Below are 18,444 nucleotides of genomic sequence, written 5' to 3' on the forward strand. Positions count from 1 at the left end.
AGGAGCCCCTTCCATGGCGCATGACGCCCCCCAGGCCACCGGACCCTCGAAGCTCGTGATCCGGAATATCGGCCTGATCCTGTCCGGCGCCCTGGAAAAGCCGATCCTGGACGGCGACACCATCGTCGCCGAGAACGGCAAGATCACTGCGATCGGCCGCTTCAAGGACCTCAACACCGAAGGCGCGACCACCATCGTCGAGGCCAACGGCACCACGGTCGCGCCCGGCCTGATCGACAGCCATGTCCACCCCGTCGCGGGCGACTGGACGCCGCGCCAGAACCAGATCGGCTGGATCGACAGCAATTTGCATGGCGGCGTCACCACGATGATCTCCGCCGGCGAGGTGCACATGCCCGGCCGCCCGCGCGACGTCGTCGGGCTGAAGGCGATGGCGGTCTTCGCACAGCGCGCATTCTGGAATCTGCGCCCGGGCGGCGTGAAGGTTCACGCCGGCGCACCGGTGATCGAATGCGAGATGGTCGAGGAGGATTTCAAGGAATTGGCCGCCGCCGGCGTCAAGCTGCTCGGCGAGGTCGGCCTCGGCGGCGTCAAGGACGGCCCGACGGCGCGCAAGATGGTCGGCTGGGCCCGCAAATACGGCATCCAGAGCACGATCCACACCGGTGGCCCCTCGATCCCAGGCTCCGGCCTGATCGACAAGGACGTGGTGCTGGAGGCCGACACCGACGTGGTCGGCCACATCAATGGCGGCCACACCGCGCTGCCCGACGACCAGATCCGCTGCATCTGCGAGGGCTGCAAGCGCGGCCTCGAGATCGTTCACAACGGCAATGAGCGCTCGGCCCTGTTCACGCTGCGCATCGCGCGCGAGATGAACGATCTGCACAGGGTGATCCTCGGCACCGACGCGCCGGCCGGCTCCGGCGTGCAGCCGCTCGGCATCTTGCGGATGGTCTCGATGCTGTCCTCGCTCGGCGATTTGCCGGCCGAGCTCGCCTTCTGTCTTGCCACCGGCAACACCGCGCGAATGCGTCAGCTCGATTGCGGCCTGATCGAGGTCGGCCGCGCCGCCGATTTCGTCATCATGGACAAGGCCCAGCACTCGCCCGGCAAGACCATCCTGGAGAGCGTCCAGCTCGGCGACCTCCCCGGCATCGGCATGACCATCATCGACGGCATCGTGCGCACCCAGCGCAGCCGTAACACGCCGCCGGCCGGCCGGGTGCCGGAAGTGGTGGCGAAGTGACGCAGCCGGAGCAGCTCGCCGCTCCGCGTCGCGCCTCGAAGGCATTGAACAAGTCTGCTGCCTGCCGCGTCTAACGCAGGCAGCCCTCGGCGGCGGCAGTTCATTGCTGGACCATCGAGGGAGACATGAAAAGTTCGCTGCGGATTGCCGCCGGCATCGCCGGTGCGGTGGCAGGCTTCATCGCCACGATCGGGCTGCTCGAGCTGACCGGCTTCGGCAATCGTGCAGACCCGATCACGACGGGGCTGGTCGCCCTGTTCGTCATCGCCCCCATCGGCGCAGTCATCGGCCTGGTGCTCGCCACCAAGCTAGCGACACCCAAGAACGACAATAGCGGCGGCCTCGCACGCAACAGCCTGAAGTCACTCGGCGTCGTCGTCCTGCTCTGCCTCGCCGCCGGTGTCACTTACGCCGTCTACGCGTATACGACCGCCACGCCCTGGCTCAATCCGAACGCCAGCAATCCACTGCTCGTGTTCGAGGTTCGCTTTCCGGCCGGCGTCATGGTGCCGACGTCACCGCAGGGCATCGCAATCGAATTGCAGACCGACCTCAACACCATGCCGGGTGAAGTGACCCCCTCCGCCTTCTACCGTGATGGCGACCAACCCGTTCTCGCGGGCGAAGTCGAGCTTGCCTTTAGAACCTCGCACCGGCAGCTCGCCGTCAACATCCAGGGCCAGCCGAGCCGGATCTATCCGATCGACCTGACGGCCCGGGCGCCGCATACGCCGGAGTTCGGCACGTGGCGGCGGCTCGCCGATGGCAGCGAAATCCGCTACCGCGCCAAATGGCCGGGGAAGACGTAAGGGATCAGCGCTTCTTTGCGATCTCACAGCGCACGTAGGTCTGGCGCTTGGCCTGGCCGACCGGGCCATTCTCGATCACCAGCCGGCCATCCGCCGCGACCGAAACCCGGGGATTGGAACGAAACTTTTCGCCCTCGCCTTCGCAGGCAAGCCGCATCTTCCAGCTTTGCTTGCCATCTGCGGTGATCTCGCCGGCGCGGCAGCGCGTCTCGTACCAATAGAGGCGGTTGCCGCCTTCGATGCTCATCCGGCTGGCGCTGTCCTGATCGCGGCAATCCTTCTTGGTCGACGCCCAGAAGCCCTCGTAGGGCTGCGCGGCAAAGGCGGCAGTGCAGCTGCTCGCCAACGCGGCAGTAAGACTCAGAACCATCGCAAATCGCGTGACTGCTCGCATGACGACAACCTCGATAAACCCTTCATCGACGTTAGTCGCCAGTTCCCGCCCCTTGTTCAACTGCCGTAGGGTGGGCAAAAGGCGCGAAGCGCCGTGCACACCATCTTTGCGACTTGAGGAAGAACGGTGGGCACGCTTCGCTTTGCCACCCTACGGCACCGTCCTCACCGCAGCTTGTTCAACAGCGCCATCAGCATCTCGCGCTCCCTGGCATCGAGCGGCGCCAGCGTTTCCCGGGTGATCGCGAGCGCACTCGGCGCGACCTTCTCCGCAAGCTGCTGACCGGCGCGCGTCAGGCTGACCAGAAGCCGCCGTCCGTCCTCGGGATCCTGGCTGGTCTCGGTCAGGCCTCGTGCGGTCAGGCGGTCGATCACGCCCTTGATGGTCGCGACATCCATCGCCGTCAGCCGCCCGAGCTGGTTCTGCGAGCATGGCCCAGTCTCGGCCAGTTTCGACAATGCCGCCCATTGCGTCGGCGTGAGATTGGTGCCGATGTCGCGCGAGAAGATCGAACTGTGGCGCTGCCAGACCTGACGCAGGATGAAGCCGACCTGCTCGTCGAGCACGTAAGACGATTTTGCCGGTTTGACGCTTTTCTTCGCCGCAACGCTTCTTGCCATCCGCTCCCCGCCCCTCACAACGACAGATGCGCGTCGCGGACATCCGGACGCGCGTCGAGCTCGGCCATGGTGCCGCCGAAGCAGATACGGCCACGCTCGATGATATAGGCGCGATCGGAGATCAGCCGCGCAAAGTGCAAATTCTGCTCGGACACGACGATGCTGACGCCTTCCTTCTTCATGGTCAGGATGGCATCGACCATCTGCTCCACGATCTTCGGCGACAGGCCTTCCGAGGGCTCGTCGAGCAGCACCAGCGACGGATTGCCCATCAGCGTGCGCGCGATGGTGAGCATCTGCTGCTCGCCACCGCTCATGCGGCCGCCCGGTCGGTTCTTCATCTCACCCAAATTTGGAAACAGCGCGAACAGCTTTTCGCGGGTCCAGTGCGGGGCGTTCGGACGCTTCGGCTGCCGGCCGACCTCGAGATTCTCCTCCACCGTCAAATCAGTGAAGATGCGCCGCTCCTCGGGCACGTAACCAAGCCCGTCGCGCACGATCTCATGCGTCGGGCGCGCCGAGACATCCTTGCCCTCGAACATGATGCGCCCCGAGCGCTGGGCAACGAGCCCGACGATCGAGCGGAACGTCGTCGACTTGCCGGCGCCGTTGCGGCCGAGCAACGCCACCACCTCGCCCTCGCCGACCTCGAAACCGATGTCGAACAGGATATGCGCCGGGCCGTAATGGCTGTTGAGGTCTTGCACCGTGAGCTTCATGCGGAGGCTCCATGCCCGGCATCGTAAAGCAGGCCCTCGCCGAGATAGACGGCCTGCACCTGCGGATTGCCGCGCACCTCGGCCGGCGATCCTTCGGCGATCAGCGTGCCGCGGTTGAGTACGATAATGCGGTCGGCATGCTCGAACACCACGTCCATGTCGTGCTCGGTGAAGAGCACGCCGATCGATTTTTCCCGCGCGATCTGCGCCGTTAGCCGCATCAGATCGACGCGCTCGCGCGGCGCCATGCCGGCGGTTGGCTCGTCCATCAGCAGCAGCTTGGGCTCGTTGGCAAGCGCAACCGCAAGCTCGAGCCGCTTGAGGTCGCCATAGGCAAGCTCGCCGCAGGGACGATCGGCGTAGCCGCCCATGCCGACGAGCTCGAGCAGCCGCCCGGCCTCGCCGCGGTCGAAGTTCGGCGCCGAGCCGAAGAGATTGAACAGCTGCTTGCCATGCGAGATCAGCGCGACCTGCACGTTCTCGCGCACGGTCATCGTCGCGAAGGTTGCGGTGATCTGGAAAGTGCGCCCGACGCCGAGCCGCCAGATCTCGCGCGGCTTCTTGCCGGTGGTCTCCTCGCCGAGCAGGCGGACATGGCCGGTATCAGGCTTGTTCTGGCCGTTGAGCATGTCGAAGCAGGTGCTCTTGCCCGCGCCGTTCGGACCGATCAGCGCCAAAATTTCGCCTGATCGCAGCGAGAACGAGACGCCGCGCACGGCGTGGATGCCGCCATAGGATTTGGACAGGCCTTCAACCGCGAGAAGTGGGGGTGCGACGCTCATTCGACGGACTCGATCGGCTTGGCAAGCAAGGGAGATCCCGGCGGCGATGTCTTCCTGCGCCGCTGCGCCAGCATCTCCAGCGTGCCGACGATGCCCTTGGGGAAGACGACGACGATCAGCACGATGAAGCCGCCGAGTACGAGCTTCGACAGGTCGGTCTGGCTGACCAGCCAGATGTTGAGCGCCTTGTAGACGATGGCGCCGATCACCGCGCCCGACACCGTCTCGACGCCGCCGAGCAGCACCATGACCAGTGCGTCGACCGACAGCGAGATGCCGAGATTGTCGGGGAAGACGCTGCCCTTGAGGTAGGCGAACAGCGCGCCGCCGATGCCGGCGGTCGTGCCTGCGATCACGAACGCCGTCCACTGGATGCGCTTGGCATTGATGCCGACCGCCTCGCTGCGCAGAGGCGAGTCGCGCGTGGCCCTGAGTGCGTAGCCGAACGGCGAGAATACCATGGCCCGAAGCGCAACCGTCACAATTGCCGCAACGCCGAGCGCCAACCAATAGAAATGCCCCGGGCTCGCCGCCCAGCTTGACGGCCAGACGCCGAGTATGCCGTTGTCGCCGCCCGTGACGCTCACCCACTGGAACGCGATCGACCAGACGATCTGCGCAAACGCAAGCGTCAGCATCGCGAAATAGACGCCGGAAAGCTGCACCGCGAAGAAGCCGAACACGGCCGCGCCCATGCAGCCCAGCAGCGGCCCGAGCAGCAGGCACACGACCATCGGCAGCCCTGCCATCTTGGCGAGGAAGGCGACGCCGTAGGCGCCGAGGCCGAAATAAGCGGCATGCCCGAACGACGCGAGCCCGCCGACCGACATCAGGAAATGCAGGCTGACGGCGAAGATCACGAAGATCGCAATCTCCGAACCGACCGTGAGAACATAATTGCCGGCGAACAGCGGCAACGTCGCCGCGATGACGAGCGCGGCAAGCGCAGCGAGCCGCTCGTTCGACGTCAGCGGCCGCCAGGGATTAACGGAGAGGCCTGGTGTCTTGCGCGCGGGCGCCTCGGGCTTGCCGAACAGACCCCAGGGCCGGACGATCAGCACCACCGCCATCACCAGGAAGACCAGGATGATGGAGATCTTCGGGAAGATCAGGATGCCGAAGGCGTTGAGCTCGGACACCAGCACCGCCGCAACGAAGGCGCCGACGATGCTGCCGAGGCCGCCGATCACGACCACGACGAAGACCTCGACGATGATACGCAGATCCATGGCGTGATGCACGGCATCGCGCGGGATCTGGAGCGCGCCGCCGAGTGCGGCGAGGAAGACGCCGACCGCAAACACGGATGTGAACAGCCATTTCTGGTTGACGCCGAGCGCTGCGACCATGTCGCGGTCCTGCGTCGCCGCGCGCACCAGCACGCCCCAGCGCGTGCGCTGGAACAGCAGCCAGAGAATGCCGAGTACGACCGGGCTGAGCACGATCAGGAACAAATCGTAGCTTGGGATGTTCTGGCCGAAGAAATCGATGGCGCCCTTGAAGCCCGGCGCGCGGCGGCCGACGAGATCGTCGGGGCCCCAGATCAGCACGACGAGATCCTCGACCATCAAGGTCAGGCCGAAGGTCGCAAGCAGCTGGAACAGCTCGGGGGCATGATAGATGCGGCGCAGCAGCACCATCTCGACGATGACGCCGATCAAGGCCACGGCAAACGCGGCGATGACGATCGCGCCCCAGAAGCCGAACGCGCCCGAAAGCCGCTCGGTGAGCGTGAAGGCGACGTAGGCGCCGATCATGTAGAAGGCGCCATGCGCGAAATTCACGATCCGCGTCACGCCGAAGATGATCGACAGGCCCGAGGCCACCAGCAACAGCGACGCTGCGCTGGCGAGACCGGTCAGAAACTGTACGACATAAAAGGCCATCGGCGGTCCGGGTTAAGAATAAGTCTCAGTATGGGGCTTCATCCTTCGAGACGGCGCTACGCGCCTCCTCAGGATGAGGTCCGGGACCCTCATGGTGAGGAGCGCGGCAACGCCGCGCGTCTCGAACCACGAGGCCCCGGTTCCTCTTCACATCAGTCCTTCGGACGCAGCTTATCGACTTCGGCGTCGCTCGGCAGATAGTCCGAGCCCTTCTTGTAAGAAGAATCCACCATCACGCCCTTGCCGTCCTTCAGCGCGGTCTTGCCGACATAGGCACCGAGCGTCGACTGGTGGTCGATCTTGCGGAAGGTGATCTCGCCGAACGGCGACGGCATCGACAGCCCCTCCGCCGCGGCGATCAATTTCTCCGGATCGGTCGAGCCGGCCTTCGCAAGGATCGCAGCAGCCGCCTTGATGGTCTGGTAACCGACGATCGAGCCCAGGCGCGGATAGTCGTTGTACTTGGCCTGGTAGGCCTTCAGGAACGCGTCATGCTCGGGCGTCTTGATCGAGTACCAGGGATAGCCGGTGACGATCCAGCCCTCCGGCGTCTCGTCCTTGAGCGGATCGAGGTATTCGGGCTCGCCGGTCAGGAACGAGACGACCTCGCGCCCCTTGAACAGGCCGCGGGTGTTGCCTTCACGCACGAGCTTCACGAGGTCGGCGCCGAAGGTGACGTTGAGGATCGCTTCGGGATTGGCCGCGGCAACCGCCTGCACCACCGGACCCGCGTCGATCTTGCCCTGCGGCGGCCACTGCTCGTCAACCCACTGGATGTCAGGGCGCTTCTCCGACATCAGCTTCTTGAACACCGCAACCGCGGACTGGCCATATTCATAGTTCGGCGCGATGGTCGCCCAGCGCTTGGCCGGCAGCTTGCTGGCTGCTTCCACCAGCATCGCTGCCTGCATGTAGTTGGAGGGGCGCAGACGGAAGGTGTACTTGTTGCCCTTGGACCAGGTGATGGCGTCCGTCAGCGGCTCGGCCGCGAGAAAGAACACCTTCTTCTGGTTGGCGAAGTCGCTGACGGCGAGGCCGATGTTCGACAGGAACGTCCCCGTCAGCATCGCCACGCCTTCGCTGGAGACGAGTTCATTGGCCGCAGTCTGCGCATCCGCCGGCTTGCCGCCGTCGTCCTTGGAGACGACGACGAGCTTCTTGCCGTTGATGCCGCCGGCCGCGTTGACCTGTTCGACTGCGAGCTGCCAGCCCTTGCGATAGGGCTCGGTGAAAGCCGGCAACAGCGAGTAGCTGTTGATCTCGCCGATCTTGATCTCCTGCGCCACGGCCGAATGAACCATGCCGCCCGCCAGCAGCGCGAAGGCCGCGCCCACAAAAGTGTTTCTCGCTCGCATCCCAACCTCCAGTTTTGAACTCTCTACGTCTTCAGCGTGATCTTGTCGGAGAAGCCATGCCCGCCTCCCCGGTTCAAACTCTATTTCAAACCGTCTTCACCCTTCACTTCCGCAACCGTCAGCCCGCCGACGCGCGGCAAGGGACGGCCGCTATCGGTGACGGCGACCGCGACCATGATCTCGTTGGCGCGCGGCGCATCGTTGATCTGCACCTCCATGCCGTCGAAATGGCTGCGCACGAAGGCTGCGTCCTTGTGCCCGAGCGGAATGTCCAGCGTCGTGCCCGGGCCGCTGCGCTTCTTCGACGATGGGATCAGCGCCGCGCCCTTGCTCAGGACCTTGCGAACCGGAGCGCCCATCTTCGGATGCAGGATAGCCGCCGCATGCTCCAGCTCGCCGTTCTCGCCGACAGCCGCGGCCTTGCCGTAGCTTTGCGCCTTCGCGCCATCGATACCCAGCGCCGCCACCGCGCGCTTCGCCAGGAGCTCGCCGAGCTCCTCGCCGATCGCGATCAGGGGCGAGAGATCCTCGACATATTTGCCGGCAAAGGGATTTTCGATCACGGCGATCGCCGCTGCGCGCCGCGTCGGCGGCGAGACCTGGCGGCCCATTTCCATCTGCGTCTCTTCGACGACGGTGACGATCTTGCGGATGATCGCGCTCATGTTTCGCTTCCCTGTTCAGGCATAGACCGCGTTCTCCAGCATGCGCGGGCGCGTTCGTTGCTCTTCCATATCCCTGGTTCCGATGACAAGCATATCACCACAAAGCTGCAACACGGCACCCTCGATCAATCCGCGATCGAACAATTGCCGTGCACATTCCGCGCCAGATTCCAGTGCGGCCGCGACCTCGTTCTGCGACAATTCACCGACATCGCGGGTGACGAGACGCGCGCCGAGATCGCTGTCGGGCTGAAGATCGTTGGCAGACTTTCTGATGATGCCGGGATGCCCGGGCAGATCGACGGCATTGGCGATGACCGTCGCGGCCGCATCGGCCTGCGATGCGGTGGCAGCCAGCACCGTGACCGCGTCGGCAATGCCGAGCGAAAAGCTGCGGCCGTGACGCCCGCTGGTCGCGATGCCGCGCACGGGATCACCGGAGTAGACCCTCATCTTGCGCAGCACGCCGTCACGATCAGGCCGGTCCATCAGGCCGACCGAGAAATGCTCGCCCTCGCCGAGATGCAGCGCGATATCACCGCCATTGTTGACATAGGCCTGATCGAGCGTCGCAGCGCCCAGCATGGCGCCAAGGATCTCCTCCGCCACGCTGCCGGCAACCGCGGCCATCGGCGTAATGAAGCAATCGGCGGCATAGGGTACGACAGCAGCGTGCATCCGACGCGCCACCACGCCCTTCAGCGAAGTCCGCTCCACAGCGGCCGTCCGCAGTTCCGGCAATTCCGCGCAGAGTTCGTCGAGCAGTCCGGTGAAACGCCGCGCCGCCGCCTCATAGGCCGCGCGCACTGCGTCCGCGTGCCCCCTCGCCTCCACGATCAGATCAATCGGTCCATCCTGCAAATGCAGCCGCCGGCCACCAGACAGCAATGCGATTTGCGGGAGCCTGGTCATGCCCGGCGTCCCGGAATCGGGTTCTGCCAGGGCAACTGGCGAACATCTTCGCCGTTCTGCACCTCGGAGAGCGGTTTGACGTAATCCATGTGCCCGCCGAGCGCGGCGTAGTCCGACAGCTTCATCGTGAATTCGATCGGCGCGACCAGCGCCGGCGTCGGAACATAACCGAACGCGCCCGAAGGCATCTGCGTCACATCGACCATGTAGGTGATGCCGCCGCCCGGCCAGACATAAACAGGCGCGCCGCCGCTGGTGACGCGCGTCAAAGCGTCCTTGACCGAGCGCGTCAGCCGCACCGGATTGTCGGTGACGCCCGCGCGCAAGGAGCCGCCGGCCCCCGCCATGAACAACACCGTGCACAGCGCCGGCTCGCAATTCTCCTGGATGCGCTCGACCGAGAACTTCAGGTCATCAGGCATCTCGGTCTCGACCGGCTTCAGGGCCTCGTCGAGCACATAGTAAGACGAGTGCTCGCCGGTCGTGGAGACCATCAGCATGGAGAGACCAGGCTTGGCTTCCTTGGCATCGAACGGCCCGAGAATCGCCAGCGGATCGGAGATGTTGGTGCCGCCCCACCCCGTGCCGGGATCGGCGACCTGGAAATAGCGGCCGGGCGTCGAGCGCCGGCCCTTCATCTTGATGCCGGTGTCGGCGATGTCGAGCAGCTTGCCGGCCTGGTGCTCCGAGAGCACGCCGGTGATGTGGTCGTCGACGACGACGACCTCGTCGACCTTGCCGTGCCATTGCTTGGCGAACATGCCGATCGTCGCCGAGCCGCAGCCGACACGCATGCGCTCCTCTTTCATGCCGTTGACGATCGGCGGCTGGCCGGCCTGCACCACCACGCTGGCGCCGCCGTCGATGGTCAGCTCGACCGCCTTGCAATTGGCGAGATCCATCAGCGTGTCACAGGTGACGCGGCCCTCTTTCTTGGAGCCGCCGGTGAGATGATGCACGCCGCCGAGCGACAGCATCTGCGAACCGTATTCGCTTGTCGTGACGTGGCCGACCGCCTCGCCCTGCGCGCGAACGGTCGCGGTTTCCGGGCCGAGATAGCGGTCGGTGTCGATCTTCACCTTGATGCCGCAATAGGAGAAGATGCCCTCGGTGACGACAGTCACCATATCGACGCCATCGATCTCGGACGAGACGATGAACGGCGCCGGCTTGTAGTCGGGATAGGTCGTACCCGCACCGATCGCGGTAACAAAGGTCGAGGGCTCGTGGACGATCTTGCCGTCCCAGTCTTCGGTGCGACTGAACGGAACGAGCTTGCCGCCGTGCGAGACGGTGCGTTCCAGGATCACATGCGGGTCGACGCGGACGAGCTTGCCGTCGTGGTTGGCATAGCGGTCGCAGGCGCCCGCCGCGCCCGGCTTGATGTAGCACATCACCGGACAGGCATCGCAACGGATCTTGTCGATGGCGGCGCTCGTCGTTTCAGTCACCATGTCCAAAGCCAGTCGACTGCGGTTATCATTCGTATACGAACGATGTTGCGCGCCCTCCCGAAGGCTGTCAAGCGGCGGTGCGGCGCAAAAGATGCGGCTGCCGCATAAAACCCCATTTGCCTATCCGCTCTGTCCACAAAGAAGGCAGTCGCGCTGCAGTGCGGCATGCGCGGCTTGCACGTTTGTGTACAAACGGTATCGTCGCGACGTAGGTTTTGACGAGCACTTGGCCACGGGCTTGGGAACGAGGATGACGCAGACACCGATCCGCCTCACCGTGAACGGCAGGATCCACGAGATCACGGCAGCGCCGCAGACGCCGCTGCTCTATGTGCTGCGCAACGACCTCGCACTCAACGGTCCGAAATATGGCTGCGGCCTCGGCGAGTGCGGCACCTGTACTGTCCTGATCGACGGCGCCGCCGCGCGCTCCTGTGTGATTCCCGTGAGCGGCTGTGCAGGCCGCGACATCCTGACGCTCGAAGGGCTCGGCACGCGCGACAAGCCGGACGTGGTGCAGCAGGCCTTCATCGACGAGCAGGCCGCGCAATGCGGCTATTGCCTCAACGGCATGATCATGACCACCACGGCGTTGCTCGCGATCAACCCGCAGCCGACCGAGCAGGAGGCGCTGGCGGCGCTGCGCTACAATCTCTGCCGCTGCGGCACCCATGTCGAAATCCTGCGCGCGGTGATGCGCGCATCCGGCCAGATCACTGAGGCCGTTGATTGATGGCCTCCCCTGTTTCGAACGGAGCTGAGCGGCAATCCGGTTCGCTCGTCGTCGTCCGCACCGTGGACGAGGTCACATCCGAGACCTTCATCCGTATCACCACGGATGGATCGGTCACGGCCTATAACGGCCACGTCGATCTCGGCACCGGGGTCCGCACCGCGCTCGGCCAGATCGTCGCCGAAGAATTGGAGGTGTCCTTTGCACGCGTCGTCGTGGTGCTCGGCGATACCGCCGTGGTGCCGAACCAGGGCGCGACGATCGCGAGCGAGACCATCCAGATCACCGCCGTCCCCCTGCGCAAGGCCGCAGCGCAGGCGCGGCACTTCCTGATCGCGCGCGCTGCCGAGCGGCTGGAGCTGCCGGCCAGTGAGCTCAAGATCGAAGACGGCCTCGTCCGCGGGCACAACCGCAGCGTCAGCTATGGCGAACTGATCGGCGGCGAGACCATTCGCCTCGAGCTTGCCGACGACGTCGCTGTGAAGCCTGTCGGCGATTACGCCATCGTCGGCCAGTCGACGCCCCGCGTCGACCTGCCCGCCAAGGCGACGGGCGAGCTGACCTTCGTGCACGACATCCGCCTGCCCGGCATGCTGCACGGCCGGGTGGTGCGTCCGCCCTATGCCGGCGTCGATGCCGGCCCGTTCGTCGGCACCAGCCTGATCGCGGTGGATGAATCCTCGGTACGTGACATTCCCGGCATCATTGCCGTCGTGAGCATCGGCGATTTCGTCGGCGTGGTCGCCGAGCGCGAGGAGAACGCGATCCGCGCGGCGGAGCAGCTCGCGGTGAGCTGGAAGCCGACGCCTCATCTGACCGATCTCGCCGACGTCGAGACCGCGCTGCGCGCCAATCCATCGACGCCGCGCACGCTGATCGACAAGGGCGACGTCGATAAGGCGATATCAGGCGCGGCCAAGCCGATGCAGCGCACTTATGTGTGGCCGTATCAGATGCATGCCTCGATCGGGCCGTCCTGCGCAGTCGCCGATGTCCAGGACGGCAACATCCGCGTCTGGTCCGGCACGCAGAACCCGCATGTCCTGCGCAGCGATTTGGCGCTCCTGATCGAGCGTCCCGAGAGCGAGATCGAGGTGATCCGCTTGGAGGCCGCCGGCTGCTACGGCCGCAACTGCGCCGATGACGTCACCGCGGATGCGCTGCTGCTGTCGCGCGCCGTCGGCCGGCCCGTGCGCGTGCAGCTGACGCGCGAGCAGGAGCATGCCTGGGAGCCCAAGGGCACCGCGCAGCTCATCGACGTCAATGGTGGGCTCGACGCTGACGGCGGCATCGCTGCTTACGATCTCGCCACGCGCTATCCCTCGAACGCGGCGCCAACGCTGGCGCTGCTTCTGACGGGCCGGATTTCGCCGGAGCCGCGGTACTCCAGATGGGCGACCGCACCGCGATCCCGCCGTACGACTACGACCACATGCGCGTCGTCGCCCATGACATGGCGCCGATCGTGCGCGCGTCCTGGTTTCGCGGTGTCTCGGCCCTGCCGAACACTTTTGCGCATGAATCCTATATCGACGAGGCCGCGACCGAGGCCGGGGTCGATCCGATCGAATACCGCCTGCGTTACCTGAAGGACCAGCGCGCCGTCGATCTCGTCAATGCGGTGGCCGAGCGCGCGGGCTGGACGCCCCGGCCGGCCCGCGAAGAGAAAGACGGCGAGGTCGTGCACGGGCGCGGCTTTGCCTATGCGCTCTATGTCCACAGCAAGTTTCCGGGCTACGGCGCCGCGTGGTCGGCCTGGGTCGCCGACGTTGCGGTGAACAAGTCCACCGGCGATGTCAGCGTCACGCGCGTCGTCGCCGGGCAGGACTCCGGCCTGATGATCAATCCGGACGGCGTGCGCCACCAGATCCACGGCAACGTCATCCAGTCCACCAGCCGCGCGCTGATGGAGGAGGTATCGTTCGAGCGCGGCGCGGTGACGGCGCGCGAATGGGGCGCCTATCCGATCATCCCCTTCCCCGACGTCCCCAAGATCGACGTGCTGATGTTGCCGCGTCAGGACCAGCCGCCGCTCGGCGTCGGCGAATCCGCCTCGGTGCCGAGCGCGGCGGCGATTGCCAACGCGATCTTCGATGCCACCGGCGTGCGCTTCCGCGAGCCGCCGTTCACGCCGGAAGGCATCCTGAAGGGATTGCACGGTGAAACATCGCCCGTGCCGCAAGCTCTGCCCGCGCCCGCAGCGCCGCCGCCGTCCCGCATCTGGGAGAATCCGTTCGCCAAGCGCGCCGGCATCTTCGCGACGATCGCGGCCGTCTGCACCGCCGCGATCGGCGTCGGCGCAGCACTCCTGCCCGGACGCGCCATCGCGCCGATCGCGCGGCCTGATGCCTCGGTCTATTCCGCGGCGACGATCGCGCGCGGAGAGCAACTCGCAGCACTCGGCAATTGCGCGAAGTGCCACACCAGCCTCAATGGCGTGCTCAACGCCGGCGGCCGCGCGCTGGAGACGCCGTTCGGCACGATCTACTCAACCAACATCACGCCCGACGTCGAAACCGGCATTGGTGCCTGGTCCTATCCCGCCTTCGAGCGCGCGATGCGCGACGGGCTGCACCGCGACGGACGGCAGCTCTACCCCGCCTTCCCCTACACCCACTTCGCCAAGACCAGCGACGCCGACATGCAGGCGCTCTACGCCTACCTGATGAACCAGCCTTCGGTTCGCGCCACGGCGCCGGCGAATGCACTCGCCTTCCCGTTCAACCTCCGCCCGCTGCTTGCGGGCTGGAATGCGCTGTTTCATCAGACTCAAGAATTCAAGCCCGATCCCGCCAAATCCGAGCAGTGGAATCGCGGCGCCTATCTCGTCGAGAGCCTCGGCCATTGCAGCGCCTGCCATTCGCCGCGCAACCCGCTCGGCGCGGAGCAACGCGAAGCCTATCTCGCCGGCGGCTTTGCCGAGGGCTGGGAAGCGCCGGCGCTGACCTCGCTCTCACGCGCGCCGATCCCGTGGAGCGAGGACGAGCTGTTCGCCTATTTGCGCACCGGCCATTCGCGCTTTCACGGCATCGCGGCTGGTCCGATGGCGCCGATCGTCAAGGACCTCAAAGCCCTGCCCGACCCCGACATCCGCGCGATGGCGGTCTATCTCAATTCGTTCAACGACACCGCGATCGATACGCGGGGCCAGGATGCACTTGCCGCAAAGCTTGAAGGCTCAACGCAGGTCACGGTGGTGCCGTCCATCGGCGCGCGGCTCTATCAGGGCGCTTGCGCCGTCTGCCACGAGGTCGGCGGCCTGCCGCTGTTCGGAACTCGGCCCTCGCTCGCGCTCAACAGCAATCTGCACAGCGCGACATCGGACAATCTCGTGCAGGTCGTCCTGCACGGGGTCAATGAGCCCGTCTCCAGCGACCTCGGCTACATGCCCGCCTTCAAGAACAGCATGAGCGACGCGCAAGTCGAAGAGCTCGTCACCTTCCTGCGCCGGCAGTTCGCGCCGGACAAGCCGGCCTGGACCGGCGTCCGCGAGACGATCGCGCGTGCGCACCTCAACGCATTGATGGAGCACGACCTAATCGGAAAGCCGCTTCACACTTTGCGCTAACGCGGCCCTTCGGGTCCGGGTCATGCTCTAGCCGTGCTTCTTCGCCTCCACCGGCGGTGTGCCGTGGGTGTGGAACGACTCGATCGTCTTCAATCCCCACGCCTGGCCCTTCTTGCGCTCCTCCTCGGTCCACACGATCGGCTTCCAGTCGGGGGCGAGGATGAGGCGCGCGCCGGCATTGGCGACCTCGACGCGGTTGCCGCCAGGCTCGTAGACATAGAGGAAGAACGTCTGCTGGATCGCGTGCTTGTGCGGGCCGGTCTCGATGTGCACGCCGTTCTCCAGGAAAATATCGGCGGCGCGCAAAATCTCCTCGCGGCTGTCGAGCGCGTAGGTGACATGGTGAAAGCGGCCGGGCGTACCGGAATGGTCGAGCGAATAGGCAAAATCGTAGCTCTTGTTCGACATCGTCAGCCACATCGCCGCTTCCCGCCCGTCGTTGAGCACGATCTGCTCGGTGAGGCGGCAGCCGAGATAGTTTTCGAAGAACTCGCGGTTGGCCTTGATGTCGACGGCGAGGCAGTTGAGGTGGTCGAGGCGGCGGACATTGACGCCGCGCGCGGGAAAGCGTTGAGCCTGGTTCTTCAGCGCAGGTCTAAGCTCCGGCGGCGCCTGGTACCATTCGGTCTCGTAATAGAGCTCGACGATATGGCCATCAGGGTCGCGGCAGCGGAAGGTCGGCCCCTGCCCCATGTCGCCGTCGATCCAGCCGATGTCGAAGCCGGAGCCTTTCAGCGCGGCGACGCGGCGCTCAAGCGCCTGCTGGCTGCGCGCGCGCAGCGCCATATGCTCCATGCCTGATGTCTTCGACGCCGTCAGCTTGAGCGAATAGCGCTCGTAATCGTCCCAGCCGCGCAGGTAAACCGACTCGCCCTTCTGCCCGCTCACCGTCATGCCCATGACGTCGACGAAGAATTTCAGGCTCTCGTCGGGCTTCGGCGTCAGCAGCTCCATGTGGCCGAGATGAGCAAGATCAAGGATCGGTTCGGGCTGCATGCTTTCCTCCAAGGGTGGCTGCGATCCGCCGGACCGGATCGCACAACCGGACGCAAGGCTGCAAACGCGCTCGAGCGTACGGGGGCGGCATCCAGGCCGCAGGTTCATTTGTACTAATGTACAAATGATTAGGTCCCGTCAACAAATCAAACATGGCCGCCCAGATCGAGTGACGCGCCAGCCGGGATGACCTCCATCCCCGAACGGCGGACCGACTGGCCGAATGGTAAAATCTTCCTTAAGCGCTGTCGGGCCTATCGGCCTAGAAAAGCGGCATCCCCCTACCGATTCCGCCCGCAAGTATGCATTAGGAGCAAATCTCTCAACCGAATTGTCGCAGATTTAACAAAGCCCCCGCGCCTGCCGTTTAACCGTTTGTCCAGCCGCGGCACGCATAGTCAGGGTTAAACCTCTTGCTCATGCCAGGTTCATTCATCGTGACATCCTTTGGACGCGTGATTTCGGTACGCGGGTCGCTCGCCCGGGTCGGGCTGCTGGCGGCAAGCCAGATGCCGGTCTCGGAAATTCGGGCCACCGTCGGCCGTTTCGTCAGCATCCGCTGCGCCAGCTCGGTGATCGTCGCCATGATCACCGAGGTGTCCTGCGAGAACCTCTCGAGCTCCGACTACATCGCCATCGCGTCGGTCGACCTGCTCGGCGAAATCCACAATGCCGCCGACAAGGCCAAGTTTCAGCGCGGCGTCACCAACTATCCGACCATCGGCGATTCCGTCGACCTGATCACGAGCCAGGAGCTGCGCACGATCTACGCGCCGACCGGATCGGACCAGATCAATGTCGGCTTCCTCCAGCAGGACCGCTCCGTCGTCGCCTACGTCGACGTCGAGGAAATGCTCTCCAAGCATTTCGCGGTGCTGGGATCGACCGGCGTCGGCAAATCCACCGGCGTGTCGCTGCTGCTCAACGAGATCCTGAAATCACGTCCGAACCTGCGCATCTTCCTGCTCGACGTTCACAACGAATATGGCCGCTGCTTCGGCGATCGCGCGCTGGTGCTCAACCCGCGGAACCTGAAGCTACCGTTCTGGCTGTTCAACTTCGAGGAAATCGTCGACGTGCTGTTCGGCGGCCGCGCCGGCGTGCCCGAGGAGCTCGACGTCCTCGCCGAGGTGATCCCGATCGCCAAGGGCATCTACACCCAGTATCAGAACACCGATCGGCTCGGCCTGAAGCGCATCGATCCCAAGCAGGTCGGCTTCACCGTCGACACGCCGGTACCATACCGCCTGGTCGATTTGATCTCGCTGATCGACGAGCGCATGGGCAAGCTGGAAAACCGCTCCTCGCGCATCATCTATCACAAGCTGATCTCGCGCATCGAGGCCGTCCGCAACGACCCGCGCTACGCCTTCATGTTCGACAACGCCAATGTCGGCGGCGACACCATGGCCGAGGTGATCAGCCATCTGTTCCGCCTGCCCGCCAACGGCAAGCCGATGACGGTGATGCAGCTCGCCGGCTTCCCGGCCGAGGTCATCGATTCCGTCGTCTCGGTGCTGTGCCGCATGGCCTTCGACTTCGGCTTGTGGAGCGACGGCGTGTCGCCGATGCTGTTCGTCTGCGAAGAGGCGCACCGATATGCCTCCGCCGACCGCAATGTCGGCTTCGGGCCGACCCGCAAGGCGGTGTCGCGCATCGCCAAGGAAGGCCGCAAATACGGCGTCTATCTCGGCCTCATCACCCAACGTCCGGCCGAGCTCGACGCCACCATTATCTCCCAGTGCAATACGCTGTTCACGATGCGTCTGGCCAACGAGCGCGACCAGGCGCTGCTGCGCGCCGCGGTATCGGATGCGGCAGCGAACCTGCTGTCCTTCGTGCCATCGCTCGGCACCCGCGAAGTCCTGGCGTTCGGCGAAGGCGTCGCGCTACCGACCCGCCTGCGCTTCAAGGAGGTGCCGCCGCATCAATTGCCGCGCGGCGAAGCCACCATCTCAAGCGTGCCGTCGGTCACCTCCGGTCACGACATGCACTTCGTCGGCGCCGTGCTCGAACGCTGGCGCGGTGCCACCTCGCAACGCGACGTGCCGAACGATCCGGTGTTTTCGCAGCCGCCCGCAAAGACGCTTGCAACCGCCGAAGCGCCGATGCTGCAGCCCTCGATGGGGCTGGACCCGGATCGCTTCTCGCTGCTGAAGAAGCCGCTGCGGTAAGGAACGGACACCACTTCGGCAAATTCCGCTGTCATGCCCCGGCTTGACCGGGGCATCCAGTACGCCGCGGCCCCTCGATTCAATCACGATCGCCTCTGGAATTTCCCGAACAACGAACAGTCGTGAAAGACGGGGAATGCCCCGGATATCGCGGATCGAGGCCGCGT

16 protein-coding genes and 2 pseudogenes are annotated in these 18,444 nt (G+C 65.1%); 7 read left to right on the plus strand and 11 right to left on the minus strand.

From position 1 onward, the window contains the following. Positions 1 to 13: 13 nt before the first annotated feature. Positions 14 to 1,210 carry an amidohydrolase family protein gene (locus HAP41_RS29390; RefSeq protein ID WP_166094588.1) on the plus strand — a complete coding sequence of 399 codons (1,197 nt, stop codon included), beginning with the start codon at positions 14 to 16 and terminating at the stop codon, positions 1,208 to 1,210. A 125-nt stretch (positions 1,211 to 1,335) separates the two neighbouring features. Further along, on the plus strand, positions 1,336 to 2,019 hold the full coding sequence (locus HAP41_RS29395; protein WP_166094580.1) for a hypothetical protein: 684 nt from the start codon (positions 1,336 to 1,338) through the stop codon (positions 2,017 to 2,019). Between the two features lie 4 nt (positions 2,020 to 2,023). Here the strand turns inward: HAP41_RS29395 and HAP41_RS29400 are convergent, their stop codons facing one another. From HAP41_RS29400 to HAP41_RS29440, 9 genes are all read right to left on the minus strand, one after another. Then, on the minus strand, positions 2,024 to 2,413 hold the full coding sequence (locus tag HAP41_RS29400; RefSeq protein ID WP_166105725.1) for a hypothetical protein: 390 nt from the start codon (positions 2,411 to 2,413) through the stop codon (positions 2,024 to 2,026). Between the two features lie 164 nt (positions 2,414 to 2,577). Further along, the gene (locus HAP41_RS29405) at positions 2,578 to 3,033 is read right to left on the minus strand and encodes a MarR family winged helix-turn-helix transcriptional regulator (RefSeq protein ID WP_063983949.1); all 456 of its coding nucleotides are present in this window, start codon (positions 3,031 to 3,033) and stop codon (positions 2,578 to 2,580) included. Positions 3,034 to 3,047: 14 nt separating this feature from the next. Beyond that, complete coding sequence (locus HAP41_RS29410) at positions 3,048 to 3,752, minus strand: ABC transporter ATP-binding protein (protein WP_085404805.1); 705 nt, start codon at positions 3,750 to 3,752, stop codon at positions 3,048 to 3,050. Further along, complete coding sequence (locus tag HAP41_RS29415; protein WP_063983951.1) at positions 3,749 to 4,534, minus strand: ABC transporter ATP-binding protein; 786 nt, start codon at positions 4,532 to 4,534, stop codon at positions 3,749 to 3,751. Before HAP41_RS29415 ends, HAP41_RS29410 begins: the two co-directional genes overlap by 4 nt. Further along, positions 4,531 to 6,420, minus strand: a complete 1,890-nt coding sequence (locus HAP41_RS29420; protein ID WP_166094561.1) for an ABC transporter permease — start codon at positions 6,418 to 6,420, stop codon at positions 4,531 to 4,533. Before HAP41_RS29420 ends, HAP41_RS29415 begins: the two co-directional genes overlap by 4 nt. A gap of 152 nt (positions 6,421 to 6,572) precedes the next feature. Further along, on the minus strand, positions 6,573 to 7,775 hold the full coding sequence (locus tag HAP41_RS29425) for an ABC transporter substrate-binding protein (protein ID WP_166094556.1): 1,203 nt from the start codon (positions 7,773 to 7,775) through the stop codon (positions 6,573 to 6,575). Between the two features lie 80 nt (positions 7,776 to 7,855). Continuing rightward, positions 7,856 to 8,440 carry an amino acid synthesis family protein gene (locus HAP41_RS29430; RefSeq protein ID WP_063983954.1) on the minus strand — a complete coding sequence of 195 codons (585 nt, stop codon included), beginning with the start codon at positions 8,438 to 8,440 and terminating at the stop codon, positions 7,856 to 7,858. A gap of 15 nt (positions 8,441 to 8,455) precedes the next feature. Next, a complete protein-coding gene (locus HAP41_RS29435; RefSeq protein ID WP_166094549.1) occupies positions 8,456 to 9,352 on the minus strand; it encodes a UPF0280 family protein in 897 nt (298 codons plus the stop codon). Then, positions 9,349 to 10,806, minus strand: coding sequence for a 6-hydroxynicotinate reductase (locus tag HAP41_RS29440; RefSeq protein WP_175618064.1), 1,458 nt, complete (start codon positions 10,804 to 10,806; stop codon positions 9,349 to 9,351). Before HAP41_RS29440 ends, HAP41_RS29435 begins: the two co-directional genes overlap by 4 nt. 250 nt (positions 10,807 to 11,056) lie before the next feature. Here HAP41_RS29440 and HAP41_RS29445 point away from each other — a divergent pair, with 250 nt between their 5' ends. The 4 genes and pseudogenes from HAP41_RS29445 (at position 11,057) to HAP41_RS50395 (ending at position 15,107) form a co-directional block, all read left to right on the plus strand. Beyond that, positions 11,057 to 11,539, plus strand: a complete 483-nt coding sequence (locus tag HAP41_RS29445; protein WP_166094542.1) for a (2Fe-2S)-binding protein — start codon at positions 11,057 to 11,059, stop codon at positions 11,537 to 11,539. Then, a pseudogene (locus tag HAP41_RS50385) lies at positions 11,539 to 12,777 on the plus strand (molybdopterin cofactor-binding domain-containing protein); the annotation flags it as partial. The gene HAP41_RS29445 and the pseudogene HAP41_RS50385, both read left to right, overlap by 1 nt. 137 nt (positions 12,778 to 12,914) lie before the next feature. Beyond that, positions 12,915 to 14,150: pseudogene (locus HAP41_RS50390) on the plus strand (molybdopterin cofactor-binding domain-containing protein); the annotation flags it as partial. Positions 14,151 to 14,636: 486 nt separating this feature from the next. Next, positions 14,637 to 15,107: a c-type cytochrome gene (locus tag HAP41_RS50395; protein WP_321576686.1), complete on the plus strand. Its 471-nt coding sequence runs from the start codon at positions 14,637 to 14,639 to the stop codon at positions 15,105 to 15,107. 27 nt (positions 15,108 to 15,134) lie between these two features. Here the strand turns inward: HAP41_RS50395 and HAP41_RS29455 are convergent, their stop codons facing one another. Next, complete coding sequence (locus HAP41_RS29455; RefSeq protein WP_038955078.1) at positions 15,135 to 16,103, minus strand: catechol 2,3-dioxygenase; 969 nt, start codon at positions 16,101 to 16,103, stop codon at positions 15,135 to 15,137. A gap of 367 nt (positions 16,104 to 16,470) precedes the next feature. After that, positions 16,471 to 16,689, minus strand: a complete 219-nt coding sequence (locus tag HAP41_RS29460) for a hypothetical protein (protein WP_224580705.1) — start codon at positions 16,687 to 16,689, stop codon at positions 16,471 to 16,473. Here HAP41_RS29460 and HAP41_RS29465 point away from each other — a divergent pair. After that, positions 16,688 to 18,277, plus strand: a complete 1,590-nt coding sequence (locus HAP41_RS29465) for an ATP-binding protein (protein WP_224580704.1) — start codon at positions 16,688 to 16,690, stop codon at positions 18,275 to 18,277. The two genes, HAP41_RS29460 and HAP41_RS29465, sit on opposite strands and share 2 nt — an antisense overlap. Positions 18,278 to 18,444: the final 167 nt, after the last annotated feature.

Origin of the sequence: Bradyrhizobium barranii subsp. apii, from assembly GCF_011516635.5 — a bacterium.
In the GTDB taxonomy this organism is placed as follows: Bacteria; Pseudomonadota; Alphaproteobacteria; order Rhizobiales; family Xanthobacteraceae; genus Bradyrhizobium; species Bradyrhizobium barranii.

Coding starts and splice junctions, on each gene's coding strand:
- HAP41_RS29440 (WP_175618064.1), bottom strand. CDS start 10,806: ATGGTGACTGAAACGACGAGCGCCGCCATCGACAAGATCCGTTGCGAT.
- HAP41_RS29435 (WP_166094549.1), bottom strand. CDS start 9,352: ATGACCAGGCTCCCGCAAATCGCATTGCTGTCTGGTGGCCGGCGGCTG.
- HAP41_RS29445 (WP_166094542.1), top strand. CDS start 11,057: ATGACGCAGACACCGATCCGCCTCACCGTGAACGGCAGGATCCACGAG.
- HAP41_RS29425 (WP_166094556.1), bottom strand. CDS start 7,775: ATGCGAGCGAGAAACACTTTTGTGGGCGCGGCCTTCGCGCTGCTGGCG.
- HAP41_RS29430 (WP_063983954.1), bottom strand. CDS start 8,440: ATGAGCGCGATCATCCGCAAGATCGTCACCGTCGTCGAAGAGACGCAG.
- HAP41_RS29460 (WP_224580705.1), bottom strand. CDS start 16,689: ATGGCGACGATCACCGAGCTGGCGCAGCGGATGCTGACGAAACGGCCG.
- HAP41_RS29400 (WP_166105725.1), bottom strand. CDS start 2,413: ATGCGAGCAGTCACGCGATTTGCGATGGTTCTGAGTCTTACTGCCGCG.
- HAP41_RS50395 (WP_321576686.1), top strand. CDS start 14,637: ATGGCGGTCTATCTCAATTCGTTCAACGACACCGCGATCGATACGCGG.
- HAP41_RS29455 (WP_038955078.1), bottom strand. CDS start 16,103: ATGCAGCCCGAACCGATCCTTGATCTTGCTCATCTCGGCCACATGGAG.
- HAP41_RS29420 (WP_166094561.1), bottom strand. CDS start 6,420: ATGGCCTTTTATGTCGTACAGTTTCTGACCGGTCTCGCCAGCGCAGCG.
- HAP41_RS29465 (WP_224580704.1), top strand. CDS start 16,688: ATGATCACCGAGGTGTCCTGCGAGAACCTCTCGAGCTCCGACTACATC.
- HAP41_RS29415 (WP_063983951.1), bottom strand. CDS start 4,534: ATGAGCGTCGCACCCCCACTTCTCGCGGTTGAAGGCCTGTCCAAATCC.
- HAP41_RS29395 (WP_166094580.1), top strand. CDS start 1,336: ATGAAAAGTTCGCTGCGGATTGCCGCCGGCATCGCCGGTGCGGTGGCA.
- HAP41_RS29405 (WP_063983949.1), bottom strand. CDS start 3,033: ATGGCAAGAAGCGTTGCGGCGAAGAAAAGCGTCAAACCGGCAAAATCG.
- HAP41_RS29410 (WP_085404805.1), bottom strand. CDS start 3,752: ATGAAGCTCACGGTGCAAGACCTCAACAGCCATTACGGCCCGGCGCAT.
- HAP41_RS29390 (WP_166094588.1), top strand. CDS start 14: ATGGCGCATGACGCCCCCCAGGCCACCGGACCCTCGAAGCTCGTGATC.